At 69.5% G+C, this 25,171-nt stretch carries 26 protein-coding genes; 9 read left to right on the top strand and 17 right to left on the bottom strand.

All coding sequences use genetic code 11. The annotated features are described in order from the left end of the window. Nucleotides 1-147 precede the first annotated feature (147 nt). On the bottom strand, nucleotides 148-798 hold the full coding sequence (locus tag FHU13_RS05085; RefSeq protein WP_246714492.1) for a PAS domain-containing protein: 651 nt from the start codon (nucleotides 796-798) through the stop codon (nucleotides 148-150). 274 nt (nucleotides 799-1,072) lie between these two features. Between FHU13_RS05085 and msrA the strand changes: the two genes are divergently transcribed. Then, entirely contained in the window at nucleotides 1,073-1,732 is a 660-nt protein-coding gene (msrA, locus tag FHU13_RS05080) for a peptide-methionine (S)-S-oxide reductase MsrA (RefSeq protein ID WP_183434804.1), read from the top strand. A gap of 104 nt (nucleotides 1,733-1,836) precedes the next feature. Next, the gene (locus tag FHU13_RS05075) at nucleotides 1,837-2,340 is read left to right on the top strand and encodes a TIGR00645 family protein (protein ID WP_183434803.1); all 504 of its coding nucleotides are present in this window, start codon (nucleotides 1,837-1,839) and stop codon (nucleotides 2,338-2,340) included. Between the two features lie 7 nt (nucleotides 2,341-2,347). Here the strand turns inward: FHU13_RS05075 and mepA are convergent, their stop codons facing one another. Further along, on the bottom strand, nucleotides 2,348-3,277 hold the full coding sequence (gene mepA, locus FHU13_RS05070) for a penicillin-insensitive murein endopeptidase (protein WP_183434802.1): 930 nt from the start codon (nucleotides 3,275-3,277) through the stop codon (nucleotides 2,348-2,350). A gap of 110 nt (nucleotides 3,278-3,387) precedes the next feature. Here mepA and FHU13_RS05065 point away from each other — a divergent pair, with 110 nt between their 5' ends. Continuing rightward, nucleotides 3,388-3,783, top strand: coding sequence for a PRC-barrel domain-containing protein (locus tag FHU13_RS05065; protein ID WP_183434801.1), 396 nt, complete (start codon nucleotides 3,388-3,390; stop codon nucleotides 3,781-3,783). A 108-nt stretch (nucleotides 3,784-3,891) separates the two neighbouring features. Here the strand turns inward: FHU13_RS05065 and FHU13_RS05060 are convergent, their stop codons facing one another. The 3 genes from FHU13_RS05060 to tlpA all read right to left on the bottom strand — a co-directional run bounded on the left by FHU13_RS05060 (nucleotide 3,892) and on the right by tlpA (nucleotide 6,245). After that, on the bottom strand, nucleotides 3,892-4,239 hold the full coding sequence (locus tag FHU13_RS05060; RefSeq protein ID WP_183434800.1) for a PetM family of cytochrome b6f complex subunit 7: 348 nt from the start codon (nucleotides 4,237-4,239) through the stop codon (nucleotides 3,892-3,894). Nucleotides 4,240-4,369: 130 nt separating this feature from the next. Continuing rightward, on the bottom strand, nucleotides 4,370-5,557 hold the full coding sequence (gene nhaA / locus FHU13_RS05055) for a Na+/H+ antiporter NhaA (RefSeq protein ID WP_183434799.1): 1,188 nt from the start codon (nucleotides 5,555-5,557) through the stop codon (nucleotides 4,370-4,372). Nucleotides 5,558-5,600: 43 nt separating this feature from the next. Further along, complete coding sequence (tlpA, locus tag FHU13_RS05050; protein WP_183434798.1) at nucleotides 5,601-6,245, bottom strand: thiol:disulfide interchange protein TlpA; 645 nt, start codon at nucleotides 6,243-6,245, stop codon at nucleotides 5,601-5,603. A gap of 39 nt (nucleotides 6,246-6,284) precedes the next feature. Here tlpA and argH point away from each other — a divergent pair, with 39 nt between their 5' ends. The 3 genes from argH to FHU13_RS05035 all read left to right on the top strand — a co-directional run bounded on the left by argH (nucleotide 6,285) and on the right by FHU13_RS05035 (nucleotide 8,914). Further along, nucleotides 6,285-7,676, top strand: a complete 1,392-nt coding sequence (argH, locus tag FHU13_RS05045) for an argininosuccinate lyase (RefSeq protein ID WP_183434797.1) — start codon at nucleotides 6,285-6,287, stop codon at nucleotides 7,674-7,676. Between the two features lie 97 nt (nucleotides 7,677-7,773). Beyond that, the gene (locus tag FHU13_RS05040) at nucleotides 7,774-8,085 is read left to right on the top strand and encodes a hypothetical protein (RefSeq protein WP_183434796.1); all 312 of its coding nucleotides are present in this window, start codon (nucleotides 7,774-7,776) and stop codon (nucleotides 8,083-8,085) included. Between the two features lie 154 nt (nucleotides 8,086-8,239). Further along, nucleotides 8,240-8,914, top strand: a complete 675-nt coding sequence (locus FHU13_RS05035) for an invasion associated locus b family protein (RefSeq protein WP_183434795.1) — start codon at nucleotides 8,240-8,242, stop codon at nucleotides 8,912-8,914. A gap of 183 nt (nucleotides 8,915-9,097) precedes the next feature. On the opposite strand, the gene FHU13_RS05030 is transcribed toward FHU13_RS05035, so the two are convergent. From FHU13_RS05030 to FHU13_RS05020, 3 genes are all read right to left on the bottom strand, one after another. Further along, nucleotides 9,098-9,358, bottom strand: a complete 261-nt coding sequence (locus tag FHU13_RS05030) for a hypothetical protein (protein WP_183434793.1) — start codon at nucleotides 9,356-9,358, stop codon at nucleotides 9,098-9,100. A 455-nt stretch (nucleotides 9,359-9,813) separates the two neighbouring features. Then, complete coding sequence (locus tag FHU13_RS05025; protein ID WP_183434791.1) at nucleotides 9,814-9,960, bottom strand: hypothetical protein; 147 nt, start codon at nucleotides 9,958-9,960, stop codon at nucleotides 9,814-9,816. 285 nt (nucleotides 9,961-10,245) lie between these two features. Beyond that, complete coding sequence (locus tag FHU13_RS05020) at nucleotides 10,246-10,932, bottom strand: HAD family hydrolase (protein WP_183434789.1); 687 nt, start codon at nucleotides 10,930-10,932, stop codon at nucleotides 10,246-10,248. Between the two features lie 77 nt (nucleotides 10,933-11,009). Here FHU13_RS05020 and FHU13_RS05015 point away from each other — a divergent pair, with 77 nt between their 5' ends. Beyond that, nucleotides 11,010-12,779: a carbamoyltransferase gene (locus FHU13_RS05015; protein WP_183434788.1), complete on the top strand. Its 1,770-nt coding sequence runs from the start codon at nucleotides 11,010-11,012 to the stop codon at nucleotides 12,777-12,779. A gap of 39 nt (nucleotides 12,780-12,818) precedes the next feature. Here the strand turns inward: FHU13_RS05015 and FHU13_RS05010 are convergent, their stop codons facing one another. The 4 genes from FHU13_RS05010 to FHU13_RS04995 all read right to left on the bottom strand — a co-directional run bounded on the left by FHU13_RS05010 (nucleotide 12,819) and on the right by FHU13_RS04995 (nucleotide 16,315). Further along, on the bottom strand, nucleotides 12,819-13,160 hold the full coding sequence (locus FHU13_RS05010) for a hypothetical protein (protein WP_183434786.1): 342 nt from the start codon (nucleotides 13,158-13,160) through the stop codon (nucleotides 12,819-12,821). A 122-nt stretch (nucleotides 13,161-13,282) separates the two neighbouring features. Beyond that, nucleotides 13,283-13,957, bottom strand: coding sequence for a haloacid dehalogenase type II (locus tag FHU13_RS05005; protein WP_183434784.1), 675 nt, complete (start codon nucleotides 13,955-13,957; stop codon nucleotides 13,283-13,285). Nucleotides 13,958-13,987: 30 nt separating this feature from the next. Next, the gene (gene murJ / locus FHU13_RS05000) at nucleotides 13,988-15,517 is read right to left on the bottom strand and encodes a murein biosynthesis integral membrane protein MurJ (RefSeq protein ID WP_183434782.1); all 1,530 of its coding nucleotides are present in this window, start codon (nucleotides 15,515-15,517) and stop codon (nucleotides 13,988-13,990) included. 198 nt (nucleotides 15,518-15,715) lie between these two features. Continuing rightward, entirely contained in the window at nucleotides 15,716-16,315 is a 600-nt protein-coding gene (locus FHU13_RS04995) for a superoxide dismutase (RefSeq protein ID WP_183434780.1), read from the bottom strand. 315 nt (nucleotides 16,316-16,630) lie between these two features. Here FHU13_RS04995 and FHU13_RS04990 point away from each other — a divergent pair, with 315 nt between their 5' ends. Continuing rightward, nucleotides 16,631-17,611 (top strand): hypothetical protein, encoded by a 981-nt coding sequence (locus FHU13_RS04990; protein ID WP_183434778.1) that lies wholly within the window; start codon nucleotides 16,631-16,633, stop codon nucleotides 17,609-17,611. A 216-nt stretch (nucleotides 17,612-17,827) separates the two neighbouring features. Here the strand turns inward: FHU13_RS04990 and FHU13_RS04985 are convergent, their stop codons facing one another. The 5 genes from FHU13_RS04985 to FHU13_RS04965 form a co-directional block, all read right to left on the bottom strand. Beyond that, a complete protein-coding gene (locus tag FHU13_RS04985) occupies nucleotides 17,828-19,579 on the bottom strand; it encodes an HWE histidine kinase domain-containing protein (protein WP_183434776.1) in 1,752 nt (583 codons plus the stop codon). Nucleotides 19,580-19,686: 107 nt separating this feature from the next. After that, nucleotides 19,687-20,631 (bottom strand): glycosyltransferase family 2 protein, encoded by a 945-nt coding sequence (locus tag FHU13_RS04980; protein ID WP_183434774.1) that lies wholly within the window; start codon nucleotides 20,629-20,631, stop codon nucleotides 19,687-19,689. Beyond that, nucleotides 20,628-21,533: a glycosyltransferase family 2 protein gene (locus tag FHU13_RS04975; protein WP_183434773.1), complete on the bottom strand. Its 906-nt coding sequence runs from the start codon at nucleotides 21,531-21,533 to the stop codon at nucleotides 20,628-20,630. Before FHU13_RS04975 ends, FHU13_RS04980 begins: the two co-directional genes overlap by 4 nt. Nucleotides 21,534-21,603: 70 nt before the next feature. Then, entirely contained in the window at nucleotides 21,604-23,118 is a 1,515-nt protein-coding gene (locus FHU13_RS04970) for a M48 family metalloprotease (RefSeq protein WP_183434771.1), read from the bottom strand. 6 nt (nucleotides 23,119-23,124) lie between these two features. Next, nucleotides 23,125-23,979 carry a DNA-binding protein gene (locus FHU13_RS04965; RefSeq protein ID WP_183434769.1) on the bottom strand — a complete coding sequence of 285 codons (855 nt, stop codon included), beginning with the start codon at nucleotides 23,977-23,979 and terminating at the stop codon, nucleotides 23,125-23,127. Nucleotides 23,980-24,711: 732 nt separating this feature from the next. Here FHU13_RS04965 and FHU13_RS04960 point away from each other — a divergent pair. Next, nucleotides 24,712-25,119: a helix-turn-helix domain-containing protein gene (locus FHU13_RS04960; RefSeq protein WP_183434768.1), complete on the top strand. Its 408-nt coding sequence runs from the start codon at nucleotides 24,712-24,714 to the stop codon at nucleotides 25,117-25,119. The last annotated feature ends 52 nt before the right edge of the window (nucleotides 25,120-25,171 follow it).

The following is a 25,171-nucleotide window of genomic DNA, read 5'->3' as shown; positions in this document are numbered from 1 at the left end:
GTCGCGGCCGGACGCCATTCGTGCCGAACCCGTCATCCTCGACCGCCAGGAGCAGATCCTCCCCATGGCAGGCGATGTGAAGGGTGAGCCGTCCGGCGCGTGATGGGAAAGCATGGCGGATGGCGTGGGAGACGACCTCGTTGACGATCAGCGCGAATGGTCCCGCCGCCTTGGGCCGGATGCCGGACGGTGCAAGATCGTACGAGACGGCGATGTCGCGCCGGCCCGACGCCTCGACCAGGGTCTCGGCGATCTCACGGGTGAGATCGGCGAGATCGTGCTGAGGGCATCGACGCGCCCGATCGCCTCGCCGAGCGCGGCGCGAACCGTCGGATCGGTGCTGTTGCTGCTCTGAAGCGTCAGCATCGCCGAGATCATCTGGAGATCGTTGCGGGCGCGGTGGCCGATCTCGCGCAGCAGCAGAGCGTTCGCATCGAGGGCCGCTTTCGTCCGGTCGCGCTCGGCGGCGAGCGCGTGGCGCTCGCTCACATCGAACTGCGAAGCGAAGAAGAACAGCAGCGTGCCGTCCTCGTCGTGGACGGGGCTGATGTACAGCGCGTTGTGGAAGGTCGAGCCGTCCTTGCGGTAGTTCAGAAGCTCTTCATTCACGTCCTGCTCGGCATCGACGACCGCACGGATCCGCGCCACGGCGTCGAGATCGGTGCCGGGCCCCTGCAGGAAGCAACACTTGCGGCCCGTCACCTCCAGCCGGGTGTCCCCGCTAAGCCGCAGGAACGCGTCGTTGGCGCAGATGATCCGATTGTCGAGCCGGCGCGGGTCGGTAATGATTGTCGCCATCCGCGTCGCCCGGACGGCCGCCGCGAAGGGGTCGCCCTTGCCGGACCGGGCGCTGCCCGAACACGCGCCGTCAGTCGTCAGTCGTCGCCAGGCTCCATCCGCGTGTGATCGCTCCCCAGGTCAATCCGCGGCGCGGGCCGTCAAGGACGCAGCCTCGTCTGCCCCAGTCGCCAAAGCAGACAGAGATGACCATATCTAGCGAAATCGAGTGAGTCGTGAGTGAGACGACCGGCGGTTCGCCGACCGCGCGCCGCGATGATCAGAGGAACCAGCGATGCTCCTGTTCCGTAAGCGGCCCGAGATGCCGACGCCGTCCGAGGCGCTCCCCGGCCGGCCGCATCCCCTACCGACCGCCGAGCGCCACTTCGTCAACGGCAACCCGCTGAAGGGGCCCTATCCGGACGGCACCGAGACGATCGTGCTCGGGTTCGGCTGCTTCTGGGGGGCCGAGCGCAAGTTCTGGCAATTGCCGCAAGGGATCCACGTGACCGCCGTGGGCTATGCCGGCGGCTACACGCCGAATCCGACCTACGAGGAGGTCTGCAGCGGCCTGACCGGGCACAACGAGGTCGTGCTCGTGGCCTTCGATCCCGCCGTGCTGCCGCTGGAGGCCGTGCTCAAGACCTTCTTCGAGAGCCACGACCCGACGCAGGGCTATCGCCAGGGCAACGATGTCGGCACGCAGTACCGCTCCGGCATCTACACGAGCGATGAAACCCAGGCCGCGACGGCACGGGCGGTGCGGGACAGCTATGCGCGGGCGCTGGACGCGCGGGGCTACGGACCGATCACGACCGAGATCGTGCCGCTCGACACGTTCTACTTCGCGGAAGAGTACCACCAGCAATACCTCGCCAAGAACCCCGGCGGCTATTGCGGGCTCGGCGGCACCGGTGTGTCCTGCCCCGTGGGTGTCGGCGTGGCGGCGGAATAAATCCGCCCCGGCTCCTGCAAGGCTGACCCAAGCTTGACCGTCTTGCAGGGGCGAAGCGCCCATGCCAAATCCCGGCCCCCTCGAATGGCCGGGACTGAGAGACTATGCTGGAACGTGGCTTCGAACGCTTCCTCTTCGCCTGCCGGTGGCTGCTGGCGCCGTTCTACGCCGCGCTGACGGTTGCCCTCGTCGTCCTGCTGGTCCGGCTGCTGATGGAGCTTGGCCACGTGGTGGCGCACGCGCTCGAATCCACCGAGTCGCAAACCATTCTCGGCGTGCTCGCGCTGGTCGATCTGACCTTCACGGCCTCGCTGCTGATCATCGTGATCTTCTCGGGCTACGAGAACTTCGTCTCGAAGTTCGATCACACCGACCACAAGGACTGGCCCACTTGGATGGGCACCATCGACTTCAGCGGGCTGAAACTGAAGTTGATCTCCTCGATCGTCGCGATCTCGGCGATCCAGCTCCTGAAATCGTTTCTCGACGTGAAGAACTACAGCGACCGCGATCTCTCGTGGCTGGTGGGCATCCACATGGTCTTCGTGGTGTCCGGCCTGCTGATGGCGCTGACCGATCGGCTCTCGGCCGGACATCACGAAAAATAGGCAACGACTACCGCGCGTGCAGCACCGCGCGGCAGGCATCCGGCAGGCCGGCGAGCGTCATCGGCGGGCGGGGCTTCGGCGGCGTCTTCGGCTTGGGCGGGTTCAGCACCGCCGCGCTGAACCAGTAATCGAGCTCGGCCCCGCAGCCGTCACCCGGAGGAGGGGGCGCCTGATCATCGCAGGAGGCCTCGCCGCCGGGGCAGGCGAGGCGGATATGGTAGTGGTAGTTGTGCCCGTACATCGGGCGCACCTTGGTGAGCCAGCCGCGATCCCCACCCGCCTCGCGGCACAGGGCCTTCTTGATCGCGGCGTTGACGAAGATCCGCGCCACCTCCGGCTGCTTGGCCGTCATGCGGATCAGCGCGGTATGGTGGCGCGTCCAGACGTCGGGATCGATGTCGAGTCGGTCGGAGCGCACCATGTCGGTGGCCGAGGTCTCCTCGCGCTCGGCCCGGGTCATGCGGCGGTCCGGCATGGGAGTGAGCCAGACGTCCACATCGAGACCGAGCTGGTGCGAGGCGTGGCCTGTGAGCATCGGCCCGCCGCGGGGCTGCGACATGTCGCCGACGAGAAGGCCGGGCCAGCCGGCCTGCGGCGCGCGGGCGGCGAGCCGCTCGATGAAATCCACGAGATGGGGCGTGCCCCACATCCGGTTGCGCGAGGGCCGCATCACCTGCCAGGTCGCCCCGTCGAGGGGCAGCGCCTCGCCACCGGAGAAGCAGCCCTTGGCATAGGAGCCGAAGGAGCGGGCCGGACCGCTGGTCGGCCCGGTGACGCGGCCGAACAGGGCCTTGGCCGGCGTCGAGGGATCGTCGGGATTGGCCAGCGGCGGCAGCGGCTTCGGATTGACGCTGCCGCGGTCCTGCGCCGCGGCCGATCCCATCAGAGCCGGCAGGGCGAGCGCGAGGGTAGAGAGAGTCAGGCGGGGCAGCGGCATGCGCGTCGGCTCGTCCGGGAATGCAGGGCAGGGGCGGAACGGGCCGGAACGTGCCCGGCCGCATGGGCGTTTTTTATGGCAAGCTGTAACAACGTTGCAGGGTGAGCGCCATGGATCCGGTTCGTTCCGAAGCTGCGGCCGATGTGGAACTGCCGCCCCGCAGCCTGATCGCCAGCGATCGCGTCATCGGCACCGAGGTGCGCAGGATCGACGGAAGCAAGGTCGGCCGCATCGAGCGGCTGATGCTCGACAAGCGCTCGGGCCGCGTCGCCTACGCGGTGATGAGCTTCGGCGGCTTCCTCGGGATGGGCGAGGAGTACTACACGCTGCCCTGGGCGGTTTTGCGCTACGACACCGGCCTCGACGCCTACGTCGTCGACATCACCGAGGCGCAGTTGCGCGACGCGCCCGCCCGCTCGCCGGAGGGCGGCGACCCGGAGGACGAGCGCGCCTGGGAGGAGCACGTTCACCGCTACTACAATGCGGCGCCGTATTGGGGGATTTGAGGAGGCCTGAAGAATCGTCCTGAATATCGAAATCAGGACGATTCTTCAGGCACTTGTTTTTGCATCGTCTTTTTCCGAAAGCCGCGGGCCACCTTTCGGGACGATGTTCTACGGCCGCGTCAGAAATCCGATCGGCTCCCGCGGCGGCTGGCCGAGCCAGACCAGGACTGCCCCGAGGCCGAGCCCGAACAGGGCCGCCGGGACGAAGCCGAGCGGTGTCAGCAGAACCGTATCCGCCCAAGGCGCCGTCTGCCGGATCGTCGTCCCAAGGGCGGTGATCCGCTCCTGCGGCAGGGATTGGATCAGTTCGGCGAGGCTCGTCACCCGCAGGCCGTTATTGGCGATGGAGCGGGCGCCGTCGTAGCAGAGCTGCACGAAGCCCGCCGCCATCACCACGAGCCCGAGCGCCCGACTGAAGAACGGCAGTCCGAGGAAACGGGAAACGGTTCGCAGCATGTTCGTCCTCGCGCGGAAGCGGCCGGCTCCCGCGACGTCTCTGTCCCGCCGTGACTAGGCCGTGGGGGGAAGTCAGGCAAGAACTCTGGCCGGAACGCCGGCGGCGAGAGCCGTTCGGAGTGTCTCTTGCTCAGACCTTCGGCACGCGGGGAGCGGAGCGCGCGAGAAGGGCGGCCCCAAAGATGCCCGACAGCAGCGAGCCACCGAGCACCCCGAGTTTCGTCTCGGTCCCGTGCAGGCCATCGGTGAAGGCGAGCGCGCCGATGAACAGGCTCATGGTGAAGCCGATCCCGCACAGGAGCGCGACGCCGTAGACCTGGCGCCACGTCGCCCCCGCCGGCCGGGCGGCGAAGCCCGCGGCGACGGCGAGACGGACACTGAGGAAGATGCCGATCTGCTTGCCGAGAAACAGGCCGAGCGCCACGCCGAGGGTCACCGGATCGAAAAGCGCCCGGGCCGGCAGACCGACCAGCGTCACTCCCGCATTGGCGAAGCCGAAGATCGGCACGATGACGAAGGAGACGAACGGGTGAAGCGCGTGCTCCAGCCGGTGCAGCGGCGAAGTCGCATCCTCCGGTCGTCCTGGACTTGGCCGGATCGGCACGAACAGAGCGAGCAGCACCCCGGCCACGGTGGCGTGGACGCCGGAGCGCAGCACGAAGAACCAGAGCGCGAGGCCGGCGACGAGGTAGGGCGTCAATGCCTGCACGCCGAGGCGGTTGAGGACGAAGAGCCCGGCGAGGAGGCAAGCGGCGCCCGCCAGCATCCCTGAGTCGATCTGCCCGGTATAGAACAGGGCGATGATGACGACCGCACCGAGGTCATCAACGATCGCCACCGCCGAGAGGAAGATCTTGAGCGAGACCGGCACCCGCGACCCCATCAGAGCCAGCACGCCGAGGGCGAAGGCGATGTCGGTGGCCGCCGGGATTGCCCAGCCGCGGGCGGTCGCCTGCCCGGCATTGAAGGCGAGGTAGACGAGCGCCGGCGCCACCATGCCCGCCCCCGCGGCGAGCCCCGGCAGCACCCGGGCCGGCCATGTCCGCAACTGCCCGTCGATGGCCTCGCGCTTGATCTCCAGCCCGACGAGCAGGAAGAACACAACCATCAGCCCGTCGTTGATCCAGTGCAGCAGGCTGAGGGGCCCGACCGGGACGTGCAGCAGATGGTGGTAATCGTCGGCCAGCGGTGAATTCGCCACGACGAGCGCGGCGGCGGCGGCCATCATCAGTACGAGGCCGCCCGCGGATTCGTTGGAGAGCAGGCTGCGCAGGGCCGAGAGCGGACGAGGCGCGATGGGACGGGGCGAGGCTGTCATCGGGCAACTGACTGCCCCGCGGAGTCCGCTCAGGCAAGCTCAACTAGGATGTCGAAGCCCCGAGCGCGGCGCGGATCAGCCGCTTGCCGTCCTCGCTCGACCATTCGGCCGGCCCCTTCATCACACCGAGCGTGCAGCCCTTGGCATCGATCAGCATCGTCGTCGGCAGCCCCGTTGAACCGACCGCGGACTGGATCGCGGGCAGCACCTTGCCCTCGGGATCGCCGTAATAGGTCAAATGAGCGATGCCGTTGGCCTTGAACCAGGCCGGTGGCTTGTCGAGGTTGCGCGTCTCGACATTGATCGCCACCACTTGGAAGGCCTCGGCGCCGAGTTCCGCCTGAAGCCGGTCGAGGGCCGGCATCTCGGCCTTGCAGGGAGCGCACCACGTCGCCCACAGATTCACCAGCAACGTCTTTCCGCGTAAGGCGGCGAGGTCGGTCGGCGCCCCGTCCGCTCCCTTGAACGCGACGGCCGGTGCGGGTTTCGGCGAGGCTGAGGCATCGAAGGCCGCGACGTCGCCGCGGGCCAGCGGCGCGAGCCGGGCCGACACGGGGCCCGCCTCAGTGCAAGGACCGGAGGCCACGAGGTTGCCGAGGTTCGAGCCGGTCCCGTATAGGGCGAGGCCGCCGACGAGGACGGCGGCGAATGCGCCGCCCGCGGCAAGGATTATCGGGGTCGCCTTCACGGCCGAGCCTCGTTTCGCGTGCGGAAGGTGGGATCAGCCATGAGCAACCGGATGTGGGGCGGCCGCTTCGCCAGCGGACCGGCCGAGATCATGGAGGAGATCAACGCCTCCATCGGGTTCGACAGACGGCTCGCGCCCCAGGACATCCGCGGCTCGCTGGCGCATGTCGCGATGCTGGGCAAGCAAGGCATCCTGCCGGCCGAGGATGTGGCAGCCATCGAAGCCGGGCTCAAGTCCGTCGAGGCGGAGATCGAGCGCGGCGAATTCGTCTTCCGGCGCGAACTGGAGGACATCCACATGGCGGTGGAGAGCCGCCTGACCGAGATCGTCGGCCCCGCCGCCGGGCGCCTGCACACTGCCCGCTCGCGCAACGACCAAGTCGCCACAGACATGCGGCTGTGGGTGCGCGACACTCTCGACGCCCTCGACGCGCAGGTCGCCGACCTCCAGCGGGCGCTGGCCGAGACGGCGGTGAAGCATGCCGGGACGGTGATGCCGGGCTTCACCCACCTGCAATCGGCCCAGCCCGTCACCTTCGGCCATCACTGCCTCGCCTATGTCGAGATGCTGGCGCGCGACCGCGGTCGGTTCCGCGACGCGCGGGCTCGGCTCAACGAGTGCCCGCTCGGCGCCGCCGCGCTCGCCGGCACCTCCTTCCCCATCGATCGCCACGCCACGGCCGCCGCCCTCGGCTTCGACCGGCCGACCGCGAATTCGCTCGATTCCGTGGCCGATCGCGACTTCGCGCTGGAATCGCTCGCCGCCGCCTCGATCTGCGCGGTCCACCTCTCGCGCTTTGCCGAGGAACTGGTGGTGTGGACCTCGGCCCAGTTCGGCTTCGTGCGGCTCTCCGACGGCTTCACCACCGGCTCGTCGATCATGCCGCAGAAGCGCAATCCCGACGCCGCCGAACTCGTGCGCGCCAAGGCGGGTCGCATCATCGGCGCGCTCACGGGCCTGCTCATCGTGATGAAGGGCCTGCCGCTCGCCTATTCAAAGGACATGCAGGAGGACAAGGAGGGCACGTTCGACGCCCTTCAATCGCTCTCCCTGTGCCTCGCCGCCATGGCCGGCATGGTGCGCGACCTCGAACCCGTGGCCGAAACGCTCAAGCGCGCGGCGGGCTCAGGGTTCGCCACCGCCACCGACCTCGCCGACTGGCTGGTGCGCGAGCTGAACATGCCGTTCCGACAGGCGCATCACGTCACCGGTCGCGTCGTCGCGGCAGCCTCCGAGCGCGGAATCGGCCTGGAGGAGCTTTCCCTCGACGTCATGCAGGCAATCGAGCCGGGGATCACGGAGGCGGTCTTCGCGGTTCTCGGGGTCGAGAATTCGGTCGCGAGCCGTACCAGTTACGGCGGAACGGCGCCGGGCAACGTGCGCCGGCGGGCGGAGGCTTGGCTGGAAAAGCTCGGCTCTGTGGAGAAGTAGGGGTAACCCTGCGGGAACGGGCACGGAAAATGCGGCGTTCAGGTTTCAGCTAACTGAGCTTGGCTATCGGACCGTCCGAACCTGCGGAGTGCCGTCGATGAACGTTGTGAGTTGGATCACCGTCGAGGAGACCCCGGCCCTGGCGGCGGAGGCGATGGCGGTCATCGATGCTCGCCTCGCGCGCCTGACCGACGCGGAGCGTGGTGCCTTCTGGGCGTCGATCCGCAAGGCCTACAACACGCCCTACAATGATCCGGTGAAGCCGGCGCAGCCGAACCCGGTCGAGCCGGCGCCGGGCGCCGCCCCGACGGCCGTCGAGATCCGTCTCCCCGAGATCGATCCGTCGATCGACCTGCCCGCGGCAGCGCTTGCCGCCGCGGCCCTGACGGCGGAGATGCGGGCGGCCTGACGGCGCATCCGGTAGCGAAGGCTGCGTCGATAGGCGGGGCCAATGACCGTTTTCGGTTGATCGAAGCGGGCAGGGCTTTCCTGTTCCGCCGCGGCCCGTCATCCTGACGACGCGTGAAGATGGCCCGCCCGGCCGTCCGTACACCCGAGTAGAGATGCAGCGGCACCGATTTTCGATCTTTGACCCCGCCGGTCGTCCCCTCGCAGCCCTCGTGCTGGCCACCGCGGTTGCGGCGACTCTGGCCGCATCGCCCGGGCGAGCGCTGGCGCAGCAGGGTGTGCAGGGAGCGGAGATCATCCCCGCCCGTGCGAGCCGCCGCCAATCGAAGAGTTCGGCGCTGCCGCCAGGGATGCAGCAGGCGGTGCCGCTCGCGGTGTTCGGCGACTGGAACGTCTTCACCAACGGCGCACAGGGCCGCGACAAGCTCTGCTACGTCATCGCCCAACCGACGACGCGCAGCCCCAAGACGCTCGCGCGCGACACCGGCTACCTGTTCGTGACCTTTCCCAAGGGCGGCGCCCAGGGGGAGATCGCGGTCATGCTCGGCTTCAAACCGAAGCCCGCCGCCGCGCAGGGGAAGCCCGGTGCGGCTGCCGCGCCGAGTGACCCGTACCTGACGGTTGGCAATACCCGCTACGGCCTCGTGGTGAAGGACGAGAACGCCTGGATCCAGAACCAGGCGGACGAGCCGCGCATCGTCACAGAGATGAGCCGAACGCAGACCGCCACAATCCGCACCGTCTCCCAGCGCGGCAAGCCGACCCAGGACGACTACGCGCTGGGCGGGTTCGCGGAAGCGCTCAAGCGCGCCCGCGAGGAGTGCAAGTAGGCCGGGCTCCGGTGTTGCGGTCGCGGTTGTTCGTCGTGCGCCCCTGACCGGACCGTGCCGGCCTTTCTGCGGGGCAGGGGAATACGGATCCTGGCTTGATCGTTACCGAGCTCAAGCAGAAAAGCCGGCGGCTCCGTGGGAGCCGCCGGCTTTTCTCGAATGGGTGTCCGTCAGTGGAACGGGTCACACCGCGCGCAGGCGCGGCTGGCGGCCCTTCTCCCGCGCAGCGCGGGCGGCGCGGGCGGCTTGCTCGACCGTGCGGAACAGGGTGCCGTCGAGGCCGTCAAAGCGGCGCTCGGACGAGAAGAAGCGGACGCCGCCGCGCTCGGGCACGGCAATGCCGGCAGTGACCTCGCCGATCTCGATCACGCGGGCGGGGGCAGCGTCCGCGCCGGAAAGGTCGAGCGCGTCGTCGTCGAGGTAAGCGGTCTGAACATGGGGCATGATGGGGTGAACTCCTGCGGCCTTCGTCGGCCGGTTGTCGGCAAGGCGTTCGTGGGCGCTGGATCGCTGCATCGTCTGATCCCGGCAGCCGGGGCTACCTTTCAGCGCGATGCTCTAGCCCACGGATGTGACTGTCCGCCGACAACACCCCCACACCCGGCTGTCCCATGCGCCGGGCTGTTTCGAAGTTTTCCAAATAACCAGGCCGATCAAGGCAAGTCCTCCTCTTTCGCGAGGACCACGGCGCAAGTGCGTCGTGATGCATTAGCGTTTGATAACGCGGCGCAAGCGTGCCACTACAAATCACCGCGGCGCGAAGTCGTTCGCACGTCCTTAAGATGAGTGGTCTAACCCCGACCGTCAACGGAATGTTCTTTCGAAGTTCAGCTTGACAGGGAAAGATCGCGCCGTGATTCGCGGCCCGGTTGGCGCGTCTTAGCTGTCCGGAGAAGCGCTTAGTCGCGACGCCGAGGCCCGCCTGCTCGAGCACATGGTTCAGTCAGGAAGCCGCTCTGCAGGACCCAGCGGGCGATCGCGTCGATGCCAATTCCGAGCGGCGGCGTCAGCGGCTCGTCGAGGATCTCGAAGGTTGAAACGTCCATCCTGCCACTCCTCGAAAGCGGCGCGGCTCGGCGGTTCGGATCGCACGCCGGCCGGGCAATCAGCCCACGACGACACGTGGCGGCACGAGCGAGAACGGCGGACGCGGCAGCGCTGAACGGAGAACCGCGCTTCTCACGCCCATCGCGGCGCCGGTAGCAACCCTGATCGCGATGGCACTTCCGCGTGCGCCGCACGAAGCCGCACCGCCCTGAGGCACGGGATGGCACGGGGCACTTCCGAGATACTCCGCATGCCGTGGAAGCCCCCCGCGGCGGGGGCCGCTCTCAGGCCGCGGCGACGATGCGGCCGAGCTCCGCATGGGCGGAGAAGACCGAGAAGGCTCCGGCTGCCAGGAGATCGCGCCCGTCCCTGTCGTGGCCCCAATGGCCGCCGCCGGTGAAGCCGACGACCCGCATGCCCGCGGCACGGGCCGCCTGCACCCCCGGCACGCTGTCCTCGATCACGAGGCAGCGCTCCGGCGCCGCACCCATCCGCTCCGCCGCGAACAGGAACAGGTCGGGGAAGGGTTTTCCGCGCGCGACCTGGGTGGAGGAGAAGACGTGGTCCTCAAACAGCGGCAGCAGGCCCGTCAGAGCGAGCGAGCGGCGCAGCCGCACCGGATCGCTGCTGGAGGCGACGCAGAAGGGCAGGTGCAGGAGGCCCAGGGCCTCCGCGATGCCGGCCATGGCGGTGAGTTCCGCCTCGAAGGCAGCCAGCGTCTCCGCCTTCACCCGCTCGACGAAGCCGTCCGGAGCCGTCACCCCGTCCTCGCGGGCGACGCGCTCCATGATCGAGGTCATGGAGGTGCCGGCGAACCGCTCGCGCACGCTGTCGAGGCTGATGGCGAGCCCGATTTCGTTGAGGCCGCGTGTCAGGGTCGCGAGGCTGATCGGCTCGCTGTCGATCAGCACGCCGTCGCAGTCGAAGATCACGAGGGCGAGGGGCGGCGAGGCGGGGAAGGCGTCCGTCATCGGCGGCTCGTCTCGCACGGCCATCGGAGCACCGCAACGCGGTTGTCGCCTCGCGTGCCGGCGTGTAGCCCGGCAGCATGCGCACCTATCTCGGCCTCGCCACGACCTTCCACGATCCGGCGCTCGCCCTCGTCGGGCCGGACGGGACCGTGCTGTTCGCGGAAGCCGCCGAGCGCTACCTGCAATACAAGCGTGCCCCGAACTGCGAGCCCGATCCCGGCACTCGCATGGCGGGCCTGCTGAAGCGTCACGTTCCCGAGGGCACGGACCTCGTCATCGCCACCTCCTGGGGCGAGCAGTTTTCCGACTTCCTGAAGGGGCAGGCGGCCTCGGGCGCCTTCGACCTGCCGGCGCTCGCCGAGCATCCCTCCACCCTCAACCGCTCCTTCGTGCCGGAGCGGGCCGAGCGGGTCTTCATCGCTGATCTTCACGCCATGCAGGCGCGGGCCGGCAACGGCACGATCCTCGCCCTCGACAACGAGACGCGGGGCTTCGGCGCCCCACCCCGCGCGAAAATCGCCGGAAGGCGCCGCTACGCCCACCACCTCGCACATGCCGCCTACGCCCTGTGGGGCAGCCCGTTCGAGGAGGCGACCGCGCTCATCGTCGATGGCATGGGCGAGACCGGCGCGGCGGCGATCTACCGCCTGAAGGACGGCCGGATCGAGGAGGTGCGGCGCCAGCGCGGGCGTGGCTCGGTCGGCTTCCTCTACGGGCTGGTGACGGACCTCGCCGGCTTCGATCAGATCAAGGGCGAGGAATGGAAGATCATGGGGCTCGCGCCCTATGGCAACACCGACCCGGACCTGATGGCGATCCTGCGCCGCCTCTACACGGTCGAGGACGGGCGCCTGAAATTCGCCGACGCGGCGACCGTGCAGGCGGTCGCCGCCGAGATTCTGGTCCGGCGCCCGAAGGATGTCGGCGAGCAGGGCTGGGCCGACCTCGCCCGCTGCGGCCAGGATATTTTTTCGGAGTTGATGGACGTGCTGGTGGCGGAGGCGTGGCGGCTGGCGCCGTCGGAAAACCTCGTGATCGCGGGCGGCTGCGGGCTCAACTCCTCCTATAACGGGCGGGTGCTCGAGCGTTCGGGCTTCCGGCGCCTGCACGTCCCCTCGGCGCCGGCCGACGACGGCAACGCCATCGGCGCCGCCTGGCTGGCGCTCGCCGAGGATGATTCCGACTGGAAGGGTCCGCCGCGCGCCGCGCGCCCGCTCACCCCCTATCTCGGCTCAACCGTCTCGACCGAGCCGCTGGAGCGGATGGCGGAGTGGGAGCCCCGCGCCCGCCGCCTCGGCCACGACGGCGTGACGCGGGAAGCCGCAAAAATCCTGGCCGAGGGCGGGCTCGTCGGCTGGGTGCAGGGCAGGGCGGAGTTCGGCCCCCGGGCGCTCGGCAACCGCTCGATCCTCGCCGACCCGCGCCCGGCCCACGCCAAGGAATCGCTCAACGCCAAGGTGAAGTACCGCGAGGCGTTCCGCCCCTTCGCCCCCTCGATCCTGGCCGAGGCCGGACCGGACTGGTTCGAGGATTATTGCGATAGTCCCTACATGGAGCGGACACTGGTCTGGCGCGAGGCGGTGCGCGAGCGCGTGCCGGCGGTGGTCCATGCCGACGGCACCGGCCGGCTGCAGAGCGTCACGCGGGAGCGCAACCCGGCCTACACGGCGCTGATCGAAGCGTTCGCGGAGCTGACCGGGGTGCCGATCCTGCTCAACACCAGCTTCAACGTGATGGGCAAACCGATCCTCCACACGGCGGAGGACGCGATCCTGATGTTCTTCACCACCGGCCTCGACGCCATCGTAGTCGAGGACTGGATCCTGACGAAGAAGGCGCCCGCCTGAGGCGGACGCCTTACCTTCTCGCACGGGGCAGCGAGAACGTTATTCGCAGACCTCGACCCGGCGGTAGGTGAACTCGACCTCGTCGAGCCAGACCTTGCGCCGTTCGTAGTGGCAGATCGGGCCACGGCGCGGCGGCGGCGCGACGTAGACCGGCTCCTCCTCGACATAGACCCGGCGCGCGGGCGGCGGCGGAGGCGGAGCGGCGCCGTTGAGGAGAGCACCAACGGCCAGGCCGCCGATCACGCCGGCCGCCGCGCCGCCGATCAGGGCGCCGTTGCGGCCGTCACGGGCGGAGGCCGGGGCGGCGGAGAGGAGGGCGGCGCCAAGAAGAGCCGCGCAGACGCCCTTTCGGGCCAGGACGGAGAGGGACAGGGCAGGCACGAGAACCGATCCTTTGGACAACCGAACTGATCAGGCAAGGAAACGATAGGCAAACGACAGGCATTGCGCCCGAGTTAATCGGGGCAAGCTTAAGGATTGGCGAACGTGCCGTTGCCGGGGGTTCAGATCACCGCATCGAGGCCCTTCACGACCGCGCGCGGCGGCTGGTCTGGGTACTCGTCGGGCTGGCCTTTGCGGTTCACCCACACCGCGTCGAAGCCGAAGGCGGTGGCCCCCGCGATGTCCCAGCGGTTCGAGGAGAAGAACAGCACGCCGCTCCGATCGATGCGGAGCCGATCGAGGACCATCCGGTAGGCGGCGGGTGCCGTCTTGAAGGTCTGCACGGACTCGACCGAGAGCACCGCGTCGAGCCGGGTGCCCAATCCCGCCGAGGCCACCGCCCGCTCCAGCATCGCGGCGTTGCCGTTGGAGAACAGGACCGTCTTCACGTGCCGCTCGCGCAGGCGGTCGAGGACGCCGGGCACGTCGGCGTAGGCGTCGAGATCGCGATAGGCGTCGAGGAGTTTTTCTCGGGACGCCCGGTCGATTTCGGGGTGCCGGGCCAGCGCGAAGTCGAGGGCGCGCTCGGTCAGGTCCCAGAAGCCGACGTAGCGCTCCATCAGGCCGTGGATCCAGGAATATTCGAGCTGCTTGGCCCGCCACAGCTCGGACAGGTTTTCCGCCCGCGGTCCGAGTGCGCCCGCATGGCGGTGAACCGCCGAATGCACGTCGAACAGGGTGCCGTAGGCGTCGAAGACGGCGTGGGTCTTGCCGGCGAGGAGATCGGAAGCGCTCATGCGGCGTGAGATGGGGCAGGCTCCGAAGACCTACCTGCGGCGCAAGCGCACGCCGAACGCCCCCATCACCGCGAGCAGTGTGCCGGCGTAGGTCAGCGCTCCGGCGATGCCGAGCAGCCCCAGTACGGCGATCTCACGCAGATGGGGTAGGGCCGGCACGGCCCGCTCGGCGAAGGGAAGGCCGTAGACGGCGAGCCCCGCCAGCACCGCGCTCGCCACGACGACCGCGGCGACGGTTACGCCGAGCACCCGCCCCGGCGCGGTCCAGCCACGGCGCAGCGCCAGCCCGTAGAGCAGGGCTAGGTTGATCCACTGGCCGATGGCGGTGGCGAGCGCGAGGCCGGCGACGCCGTAGGGCCCGGTGAGCACGAGTTTCAGCGCGACATTGACGGCGATCGCGGTCAGCGAGGCGTAGAGCGGCGTCGTGGTGTCCTGCCGGGCGTTGAAGCTCGCGACCGCCGAACGCACCAGGACGACCGCGGGGAGGGCGAGCCCGTAGGCCGCGAGCACGGAGGCCGCGCGGGCGGCATCCTCGGCAGTGAAGGCGCCGCGCTGGAACAAGGCCGCCATGATCAACCCCGGCAGGGTCAGGAAGGCGACCGTGAAGGGAGCCGAGAGCGCGAGCGAGAAGCCGGCGGCCCGGTTCTGCGCCGCGTGCGCGCCGGCCACGTCGCCCGCGGCGATGCACCGGCTCATCTCGGGCAGAAGCACGGTGCCGGCGGCGATGGCGATTACGCCGAAGGGGAGCTGGTAGAGGCGGTCGGCGTAGTAAAGCGCCGAGACCGCGCCGGTCGGCAGGAAGCTCGCGATGATGGTGTCGGCGAAGGTCGCGATCTGGAAGCCGGCCGAACCGATCACGGCAGGCCCCAGGATCTTGAAGAAGCGGATCAGATCGGGATCGCGCAGGGTCGGCTTCGTCAGCCGCGGCGCGTAGGCGCGCGCGCGCGCATCCCACCAGACCAGCGCGAATTGCAGCACGCCGGAGACCGAGACGCCCCAGGCCGCGGCATAGGCCGCGTTCGGAAACAGGAAGGCCAGCGCCAGCGCGACCAGCATGGCGAGGTTGAGCAGAACCGGCGCGCCGGCCGCGGCGGCGAAGCGGCGATGCGCGTTCAGGATGCCGGAGAACAGCGTCACCAGTGTCATGAACAGAAGGTAGGGGAAGGTGATCCGCGTCAGACTCACGGCGAGCGTGAACCGCTCCCCGTCCCCGGAAAAGCCCGGCGCCAGCGCCCGCACGATCCAGGGCATCGCCGGCAGCGCGAGGGCCAGCAGCACGAGCTGAACGATCAGCATCAGGGTGAAGACGCGGTCGGCGAAGCGCGCGGCCGTGCCCGCCGCGCCGGCCTGCTCCAGATGGGTGTAGGCCGGCACGAAGGCGGTGTTGAACGCGCCCTCGCCGAAGATCGCCCGAAAATGGTTCGGCAAGCGGAAGGCGACGACGAAGGCATCCGCCACCGGTCCCGCGCCCATCACGGCGGCCGTCACCACGTCGCGGGCAAAGCCCGTGACCCGCGAGACCAGCGTCCAGCCGCCGACGGAGAGGATCGAGCGGATCATGTTTTGCGGTCGGTCCCGTGCGGACGGGCGATCCCATCGGCCCCTCAGGACGAGGGCGAGGGCGGGATCGCCACATCAGAAGCCTTCGCCGTGCAGTAGGCCGTCGAGACGCGGCGCGACTAGGGCCGCGGGGTCACGCCGCGCATGAAAAAGCCGCCCCGTCGGAAACGGGGCGGCGTCATCAAATCCCGACGCGGATCAGGCCTTGGCTTCGCCGTACAGCTTCTCGACGTACTCCCAGTTCACGAGGTTCTCGATGAACGCCTTGAGGTAGTCGGGACGGCGGTTGCGGTAGTCGATGTAATAGGAGTGCTCCCACACGTCGACGCCGAGGATCGGGGTCGCGCCGTGAACCAGCGGGTTCTCGCCGTTCGGGGTCTTCAGGATCGCGAGCTTGCCGTCCTTGACCGCGAGCCAAGCCCAGCCCGAGCCGAACTGGCCGACGCCGGCCTGGATGAAGTCGGCCTTGAACTTCTCGTAGCCGCCGAGATCCTCGTCGATCTTCTTGGCGAGTTCGGCCGGGGGCTGACCGCCGCCGTTGGGCTTCATCCAGTTCCAGAAATGGAGGTGGTTGTAGTGCTGGCCAGCGTTGTTGAAGAGCGCCTGGTTGGTGTTGTAGCTCGCCTTGACGATCTCCTCGACACTCTTGCCCGCGAGGTCGGTGCCCTCCAGCAGCTTGTTGCCGGTGTCGACATAGGCCTTGTGGTGCTTGTCGTGGTGGAACTCGAGGGTTTCCTTCGACATGTAGGGCCCCAGCGCGTCGTAGGCGTAGGGCAGCTCGGGCAGGGTGAACGTCATGCGTGTCTCCTGGGTTGTCCGGGTCTCGCGGGGAGCGGAGGCGAAGCGCGCGGGCGGATTGAAGCGCGCGGCCGGCGAGGTGACGGGCGGGTAGGTAAGTCGGTGGGCCGGGCTCGGCAACGCCACCGGAGCCATGTCCGCGCGCCTGTCACCGGCAAAAGCGCGGCATCCACCGTTTTGCGCGGGCCTTCGGCTGTGCAAGGAGAGACGGAAAGGCCGGTTTCCATGGACAATGGGGCCGGGCGATTTTGCAATGCGCGGGCCGGGGGTTATCCTGTTCTCCCACGCCGCCCGCGACAGTCAGTCGAGAGTAACATGGTCGTCGCGCTGCTCGCGCTCAGTTCCGTCATGATCCTCGGTGGCATCGCCGCCGTGGTCCAAGGCTTTCCCTATGTCCGTCTGGAGAGCGGGCTCGCGATGGTGATTGGCGGCTCGACCGCGGCTTCGGCGGGCGTGGTCCTGCTCGGACTGACGGCGGTCGTTCACCGCCTGCTCAAGCTCCACGGCGCCGTTTCCGAACTGCGCGCCGCATCCCCGCAGTCGAGCGTTCCGGCCGAACTTCCCGCTGGGTCGGTGCCCTGGGAGGCCTCGACGCCGGAGGCACCGGCCTTCGTGGCTCCCGAGGTCGCACCGCCGGAGCGGCCCTCGCTCGCCGGCATCGGGGCGGCCGGTGCGGGCGCGGCCGGCCTTGCAGGACTGTCGATCGGCGCGCTGCGACCGGGCGGCCGGGGCTCCGAGCCGGTTTTTGAGGATCCGGCCCCAACCGCCGAACCGCAGCCGAGTGCCGCCGAGCCGCTTCTACCCGATCTGCTGCCGGAGCCCGCGCCGCATGCGAGCGACGACGACCTGTTCCGCACCCCTGAACTCATGCACGAGCCCGCACCTGCGCCGGCCCCTCCCGAGCCGGTGACGTCCGCAATCCCGGTCGTCGAGCCGAAGGACCCGGAGCGGGTCGAGGTTCAGGCACCTTCTGTCGAACCGATCGGCCTGCGCTCCTTCCTCGACGAGCCGGCGTCTGCTCCGGTGCCGGCGGCACCAGCCGAACCGTCGCCCGAGCTGGAAGCCGCCGCACCGGAGCTGCAGGAGCCGGCGCCGCAAGCACCCGAGCCGGAGAAGACCGCCTCCGAGGAGCGGCACGCGGTCGGCTCCTACGCGTCGGGCGCCAACACCTACGTGATGTTCTCCGACGGCTCGATCGAGGCCGACACGCCGCGCGGTCGCTTCACCTTCGGCTCGCTCGACGAGTTGAAGAGCTTCGTGAATGCTGGCGGCGAGGAGGCGCGGGGCGCAGCCTGAGAGCGGCTGCGATCCGTCTTCCTGCTGCCGCAGGCGCCTCCGGTCCCGTCATGCGACTGGATTGCTTCGGCTCCGCCTTGCCTTGATGGGGAGGGGCTCGGATCGTTGTCGCAAGCACCCGCGCGCGGTCCGGCGGCGCGATGCACTGCGGAAAATCCATCATCGACTTCCGCGATCGCGCCCATAAGACGGCAATACGCGGCGGCCATTCGCCTCTCAGGCCAGGGGGTTGAGTGCTGGGTTGCGCTCCGGCAGCGGCGCGGCGAGGGTCAGGTGAAAGCCCTCCGGCGCGTAATCCGTCGTGATCTGCGCCTGGACCTGGGTCGTCAGCACCCGCTGCAGCAGGCGTGAGCCGAAGCCCTGGCGGGTCGGCGGGGCGACGGTAGGGCCGCCGCTTTCGCGCCAGTCGAGGTGCAGCACGCCGGCCTCGACGCTCCAGGTGATCGCGACCCGGCCGCGGCCCGTCGAGAGAGCCCCGTACTTGGCCGCGTTGGTGGTCAGCTCGTGGATCGCCATGCCGATCGGCACGGCGATTTCGGAGGGCAGATCGACCGCCGGGCCGTCGAGAACGATGCGCAGGTCCGGCGAGGTCTCGGTTTCGCTCTCGGCATAGGGCATCAGTTCCGAGGCCAGCAGGTCACGCAGACTCGCCGTCTGCCACGTCGCCTCGGTGAGCACGCTGTGGGTGTGGGCGAGCGATTTGATGCGGCCGACGAAGGCCTCGTGGAAGCTGTCGATGCTGGTGGCGGTGCGCGCCGTCGAGCCGACGATGGCCTGGACCGTGGCGAGCGTGTTCTTCACCCGGTGGTGCAGCTCGCGGATCAGGAGGCTGCGGCGCTCCTCGGAGAGGTGACGGTCGGTCACGTCGGCGACGACGCCGATCAGGCGCCGCGGCAGGCCGCCCGGCCGGGCCCGCTCGAAGCGACCCGCCATGTCGATGGTGCGCCACTGACCGTCATCGTGACGGCGGATGCGGCCGGTGGCGTGCAGGATCGTGTCCTCGCGAAGGGCCCGCAAGATCGCCTGCCGGAACACGAGGCGATCCTCGGGATGCAGGATCTCCTTGAGGAATGTGGACTTGCCGATGCTGCCCTCTTCCGGCCGGCGGCCGAAGATCGCGAACATCCGCTCGTTCTCCCAAGTCGCCCGGTCGTCGAGGACGTGCCACTCGAAGATGCCGAGGTTGGCGACCGTGGTGGCGACCCGCAGGCGCTCCTCGCGCTCGGCCAGGGCCTCCCGGGCCTCGACCCGGGTGGTGACGTCCTGCACCACCCCGACGATGCCGACCGGCGTGCCGTCGGCGGCGAGAAGCGCCTCACCGCGGGCGTCGATCCAGATCTCGGCACCGTCGGTGGCGCGGTGGAAGCGGGTCTGAAACGCGTAGGGCCGCCGCTCGGCGATGGCGGCTGCGACCGCGGCCTGAATCCGCTCGGCATCCGCCGGATCGACCTGGCCGCGCATCCCCTCCCAGGTGACGGAGCGCCCCGGCGCGTAGCCGAGGATCTGCGCCGCGCGCCGCGAGAACACCATCTGCCCGGTGACGAGATCCCAGCGCCACTCCCCGAGGCCCGCCGCCGTCAGGGCGTCGCGGTTCTGCTCGGCCCGGACGAGATCGTCTGCATCGACGAGGGTCACCACCGCGACCGTTTCCGCCGCGTCCTCGCCGGAGAGGGTCAGGCGCAGATCGAGGCTGCCGCCGTCGGCTCGCAGCCAGCGACGGATGCCGGCCCTCACATCCGGGCTTCCTTCGCCGAAGGCTTCGCGGCCGATCACCCGATCGATCGGGCGGCCGTCGAGTGTGCCCGGAGCGTAGCCGAGCCAGCGGCACAGGCAAGCATTGGCGGTGCGGACCGTACGCCGGTCGGGTGTGAAAACGGCGAGGCCGACCGGTGCGCCGTCGAAGGCCGCACGGTACAGGGCGGGCGACAGGTCCGCCGGTGGAGAGCCCTTGTCCGCGCTGTCGTGCACGCCACTTCCCGTTCAGCCGCCCGCTGCGGGTGCAAGCGGGACCGTCCGGAGGGCGGCACCATGACGGAGGCCGCCGCGGACGACAAGATCCCCCCTTCAGGCAAGCCTCATCGACCGCTGCCGGTCAACAGCCGCGGCAGGGCCCCTGTCAGCATGAGCCCTGCGCGGATCACCGCAGCCGCATCCCCTGCCTTGCCCCGTACCAGCGCCCGGCCGAGGCGCACCGGCAGGTTCACGGCGAGCGCGGCGGCCAGCACGGCGAGAAAAGCCGCCCGGCCGTGATGCTTGCGCGCGTAGAGCGCCTGCGCCCGCAGGAAGTAGAACAGGCGCCGATCCTTCACTGCCTCGGTGGTGCCCTGGCCGCGGTGGCGGATCTCGGCCTGTGCGACGTGGCACACGCTGAAGCCTGCAGCAGAGGCGCGGGCGCAGAGGTCGGCATCCTCCCAGTAGACGAAGAAGCGCTCGTCGAACCCAGCGAGCCGGGCGAAGAGCGGGCGCCGGATCATCAGGAACGCGCCCATCACCGCATCGACCGCCCGCGTCTCGGCATGGTCCCAATCGAGCAGGAAGTGCGGGCGAACGCGACCGGGCAGCAGCCGGTCGAGGAACAGGGTGTGGGCGATCAGGCTCACGCCCGTCGGGTGGCGGGCACACGTGCGGTGCGTATGCCCCGCCTCATCGACCAGCCGGGCGCCGACGATGCCGATGCCGGGGTCGGAAACGAGCCGCGCGCGGGCGATGGCGATGCCGTCCCGGCTCACCTGCGTGTCGGGGTTGAGAAACAGGATGACCTCGGACGATCCGTGGGCGGCGCCCTGGTTGCAGGCGCGGGCGAAGCCGAGATTCTCAGCGTTGCGCAACACCGTGAGCGCGAGACCCGGTCGGTCCAGACTCTCAGCCGAGCCGTCGCTTGAGGCGTTGTCGACGACGACGACGCGCAGGTGCTCCGCCCCGTCGCTTTCGGCGAGGCTCGCGAGGCAGGCCCTGAGCTGGTCCGCGGCGTTCCAGTTGACGATGACGACGTCGATGGCCGCCGTGAGGACTGAAGTCACAGCGGCGCGTCCGCCGGCCGGCCGAGCCGCCCGGCCAGCCCCTGCGCCAGCGCCGTGAGCAGGCGCGCGAGCACGCGGGGCGAGAACCGGTGCCGGCACCAGTAGAGCCCGATCTGCAGCGGGAGGTAGGCAGCCTGTTTCAGCTTCCACCGGACCGGCACGTGCGGCAGGCGCCAACCATAGGCGGTGTTGCGCACGTAGACCGCCATGCGGAACAGCGGCTGGTCGGGCATCGCCACGGGCAGGAACCGCGCCCGGATGGTGCCGCGGCCGACGCTGTGCGGGATGGCGGTGCCGGGGTCCATCCAGCAGCTCCAGCCCCGTGCCCAGGCGCGAAAGCACCATTCGAGATCGACCGCGTCGATGAAGAAGTCCTCGCGAAACGGGCCCACCCTCGAGAAGGCTGCGAGATCCACGAGCGAGCCGGACGTCGCCAGGAACTCCACCGGCCGAAGGTTTTCGTGGGGCGGAACGCCGGGGCGCGGCGGATAGACCGGCGCCTTGTGGCCGGGCTTCGGCGCGGGTGCCGGCCCGACCAGGGCAGGGGGGGGGGTCGTGCCCGCGGCCCGATCCAGGGCGTGGCCCAGGGCGCGCGCCGTCTCGACGGTCGTGTCGGCATCCTGGTCGAGCAGGAACAGGCGGGAAAAGCCCGCTGCGATCGCCGCGTCGGCGAGGGCATTGAGGGCGGCGGCGATGCCGTGATTGCGCCCCTCGCCGAGCCGGGTGAGCCCATCCGCGCTCCGCAGCCGCGCCAGCGCCTCGGGCGGAATGCCGCCATTGTCGTAGACGAGAACGGGCATGCGCCCGGCGAAGCGCTCCACGATCCGCGCGACCTGTTCGGTCGAGGGACGGAAGAACACGACCGCGACGGCGGTGTCGGCTGAGGGATCGGGGCGCTGCACGTCGGACCTGTTTCGCGGCCAACGGCCTAGGCGCCGTCTCCCGGGCGCGCAAGCCCGGCGGTCCGAAACCCTACTCGACCACGAGCTTGTAACCCTGTCCGGGCTTGACCGTCGCGCCGCGCTGCAGGCCGTTGAGCACGAGGAAGCGATCAACGGCGCGATCGGACACGCTCATGCGGCGGGCCAAGCCCTCTACGGTGTCGCCCGGGGCGGCGGTGACGATCCGCAGATGCGCCGGCTTGAGGGAGGCGGCCTCCTCCGGCTCGATCGGCCGGAGGCTCTCCAGCCAGCGTCGGAAGGCCGGCTCGGGATCGGTGGCGCCCTTGGCCGCCATGATCATGCGGTAGGTGGTCTCGCCCATACGGATCGCCGCCAGCCGAAACGTCCAGTCTTTGCCGCGCGAGAGAGCCGTTGCGGCCGAGCGCCCGCCGATGATGCGGTTCTCGACCGAGCCCGCCTCGATGGCGTCGTTCCAGGTCGCGCGCAGCACGTCCTCAAGGCTGCGGTCGCCGCTCGCCTCGACCTGATCGAACAGCAGGCGGCGGCTGCCCTCCTGCGTGGTGCCGAGCACGGCATTGCGGGTGTTCTCGATGGCAAAGGCATCCGGCACCTCGAAGGCAATGCCGAGGCCGGGATGCAGGAAGCGCCGTCCACGCACGAGCCCCTCGCCGGGATTGTCGCCGTAAGAGAGGCCGTCGATCGCCGCGAGGTAGCGGGCGCGGTCGTCGTCGCCGAGGCCGGGGGCGCCGATGCGCCGGGCGGCGCGGGTGACGAGCGCGATTCGCTCGGCGGTCGCCGGATGCGTCGCGAGCATGTCGGGCTCGGCCGCGCTGCCGTTGCCGGACTTGAGCGCCATCGTGCGCTGGAGCGCGTCGAGAAAGCGGCCGGCCCCGAAGGGATCGTAGCCGGCCTGGGCCAGCACGCGCACCCCGTTGGTGTCCGCCTCCAGCTCCTGCTCGCGGGAGAAGCGGGCAAGTGTGAACTTCGATTGATGCTCGAGCTGCGCGCCCGTGACGGGATCGTTCAGCACGTCGGCCACGACGCGGCTCACGAGTTGCGAGCGCAGGGCCAGCTCGCTGCGGGCGGTCGCGTGGCGCAGCGTCACGTGGGCGATCTCGTGGGCGAGCACGGCCGCGACCTCTGAGCTGTCGCTCGCGAGCGACAGCAATCCGCGGGTCACGTAGAGACGGCCGCTCGGCAGGGCGAAAGCGTTGACGACGGGCGAGTCGAGCAGCGTGACCGCGTAGCTCTCCTCCGGCCGGTCGCTGGCGCGCACCAGACGTTCGGTAATCTCGGTGATCAGCCGGTGGGCGGCAGGCGCGCGGTACTCGCCGCCGAAGGAGGCCACGAGCTTGGCGTGGTCCGCCTCGTCCGAGCGGGTGCGCCCCGTCGTCTTGGGCGCCTGCTCGGGCACCTTGATCACCGCGGGCGTGAGCACGCTCCCGGTCTGATCGGCGGCGCAGGCGGCGAGCAGGCCCGCGAGCGCGGCAAGCGCCCCGAACCGCGCAACGCTCTGCGCAAGCCGTTCCCGGCGGCGTCCGCACGCGCCCCGCCGCTTCGATTCGTGCTGCCGATCCCCCGCCATGCCGTTCTAGCGCCGCAGCGCTCGCTCCCCCTCGACGACCTCGATGCCTTCGACACCGGCAAGATCGATAAGCGGTCCCCGCCCGATCTCGACCATGCCGCGGATTCTCACGAGGCGGCCCTTCAGCGTGGCCGCAGACAAACCATGTTCGCTCAGCGTCCGCCAAGTGCGTTTCTGCACCGTTACGGTCAAGCCCTGCTCACCCCGGCGAGCGAAGTCGAGATAGGTCCGCGCCGAGCGCTCACCGACATGCAGGATGCGCCCCTCCACCACCGCGAAACGCCCGGCCCGCGCGCTCAGGGCCGCCGCATCGGTCGCGGCGAGCGGGAGTCCCGCCCACAGGCCGAGCCCGGCCGCCCGCGGCGCCGCTTCAAGGGTGCGGAGCGCCGGACGGCAGAGCGCGTCGGCTTCGTCGGCATCGGCATAGGCGAGCCCGGCTGCCACCAGCCCCGCGGCGAGATCGACGGGCTCGGCCTCGCCCGCGATCCCGTCGGCACGACGGCGGCCCCAGCGATCCTCAGGACCGCGCTCGGTCAGCATCAGAGACGCGCCCCGGAAGGGCATGAGCCATGCGCGGGCACGGGCGTCGAGCGCCGGCTCGTCGGGCCAGCGCAGACCCGAAAGCACCGCCCGGCGGCCGGAGGCGAGGATCAGCTCGCCGCGGCGCCCGACATCGGCCAGACGATCCTCCCGCGCGGCGGCCGGCCGGCACGTTTCCTCGGCTCCTGGGGCTGCCGAGACACTGAAAGAGTTCAAGCTCCCGCCGCAGGCGGTCGCCAGGATCCAAGCCAGGGCCGGAGCGCCGCGGCGGCCCGTTCGACGCCCGCAGGGAACACCGTCGCGACCATCACCGCGCACCATCACCACCGCTCGCGCTCGGCCTCTCGTCACGGGCGAGGATGCCGCGCGAAAAGCGCCCGGATCGCGGCGATCGAGGGCATCGAGGCCCCACAATCGCGGATTGTCGCCCCGTGAGTCCGCCGGGCCACAGGTCGAAGATTCGGGGTCCGCAGCGCAAGCTGTGTAATCTTCACCGTCCGGGACCCGAGTGGTTGGCGGTCCCGCGCGATGATGCTAAGCCTGGATGGACGTCTCCGTAGCTCAGCTGGACAGAGCACAGGTTTCCTAAACTCCACAATTGGGCGCCGCGATGGGAAACCGCGCGGCGGATCCGCTCAAATTCGGGGAAAGCTTCCGGCGTCGTGGCGCCCTGCCGATCCCGAGCCAAGCCTGAAGCCCCTTGCGGGTTGCGGGAAGGTGTAGAGACTAGACGGGCGGCACCTAAAGGCCTCGCTTGAGGCCCAGGGTGAAGGGATAGTCCAGGCCACGAACGCGCGGGCAGTGCGGCGGCGAAAGCCGAAGTGGTATGAAACCTGGGGTCGCAGGTTCGAGCCCTGCCGGGGACGCCACTCTTTCTTCGACCCTCTGATTGCGGCGCATCTGCCCTTTCACGCTCCGATAGGCCTGCGACGCCGCGCCGCACCTTTAACAAATGACATATTGCGTGCGTCGTCGCTGTTGCCACTTGCTTGGCCTTGCAACAGGAAAGTTTTCGATCGAAGCATCGCCCAATAGAGTGTGGGCAGAGTGCAGATGGCAGGCCAGAAGACCGATGAGCGCGACGTCCTTCTCGGACGCCGTATTGCTGAGCAGCGCAAACGCTCGAAGCTGACGCAGCGCGCCGTTGCCGATAGCTTCGGGATGTCGGCTGCTCAGCTCCAGAAGTACGAGAAGGGAGTCAATCGGATCAGCGCCATCCATCTCGCGATCCTGAGCCGTCTCACCAATACTCCTGTCTCCGATTTCCTCGACGGCATTCCTCATCCTGATCCCGAAACGGAACGCGGCTTTTCGGACAACGGACAACAGTCTTACACGGCCGAGCCCTGGTCTGATCTTGCTCGAGCCTTCGCTCGCCAGTTCGTCGAGACGTTCAGCGAGGAACAGCGCCGCGAACTCTCCGCCGCCGTCGAAACGCTGAGCCGCGAACTCAAGACCTGACCCGTCACAGCCTCGAATCCGTCCCACGGCTCCAGATTGCCGGCCGCACATG

The organism is Methylobacterium sp. R2-1, from assembly GCF_014191355.1.
Lineage (GTDB): Bacteria > Pseudomonadota > Alphaproteobacteria > Rhizobiales > Beijerinckiaceae > Methylobacterium.
The sequence above is the reverse complement of the archived record's forward strand: the minus strand, read 5'-3'. Positions and strand labels throughout refer to the sequence as shown.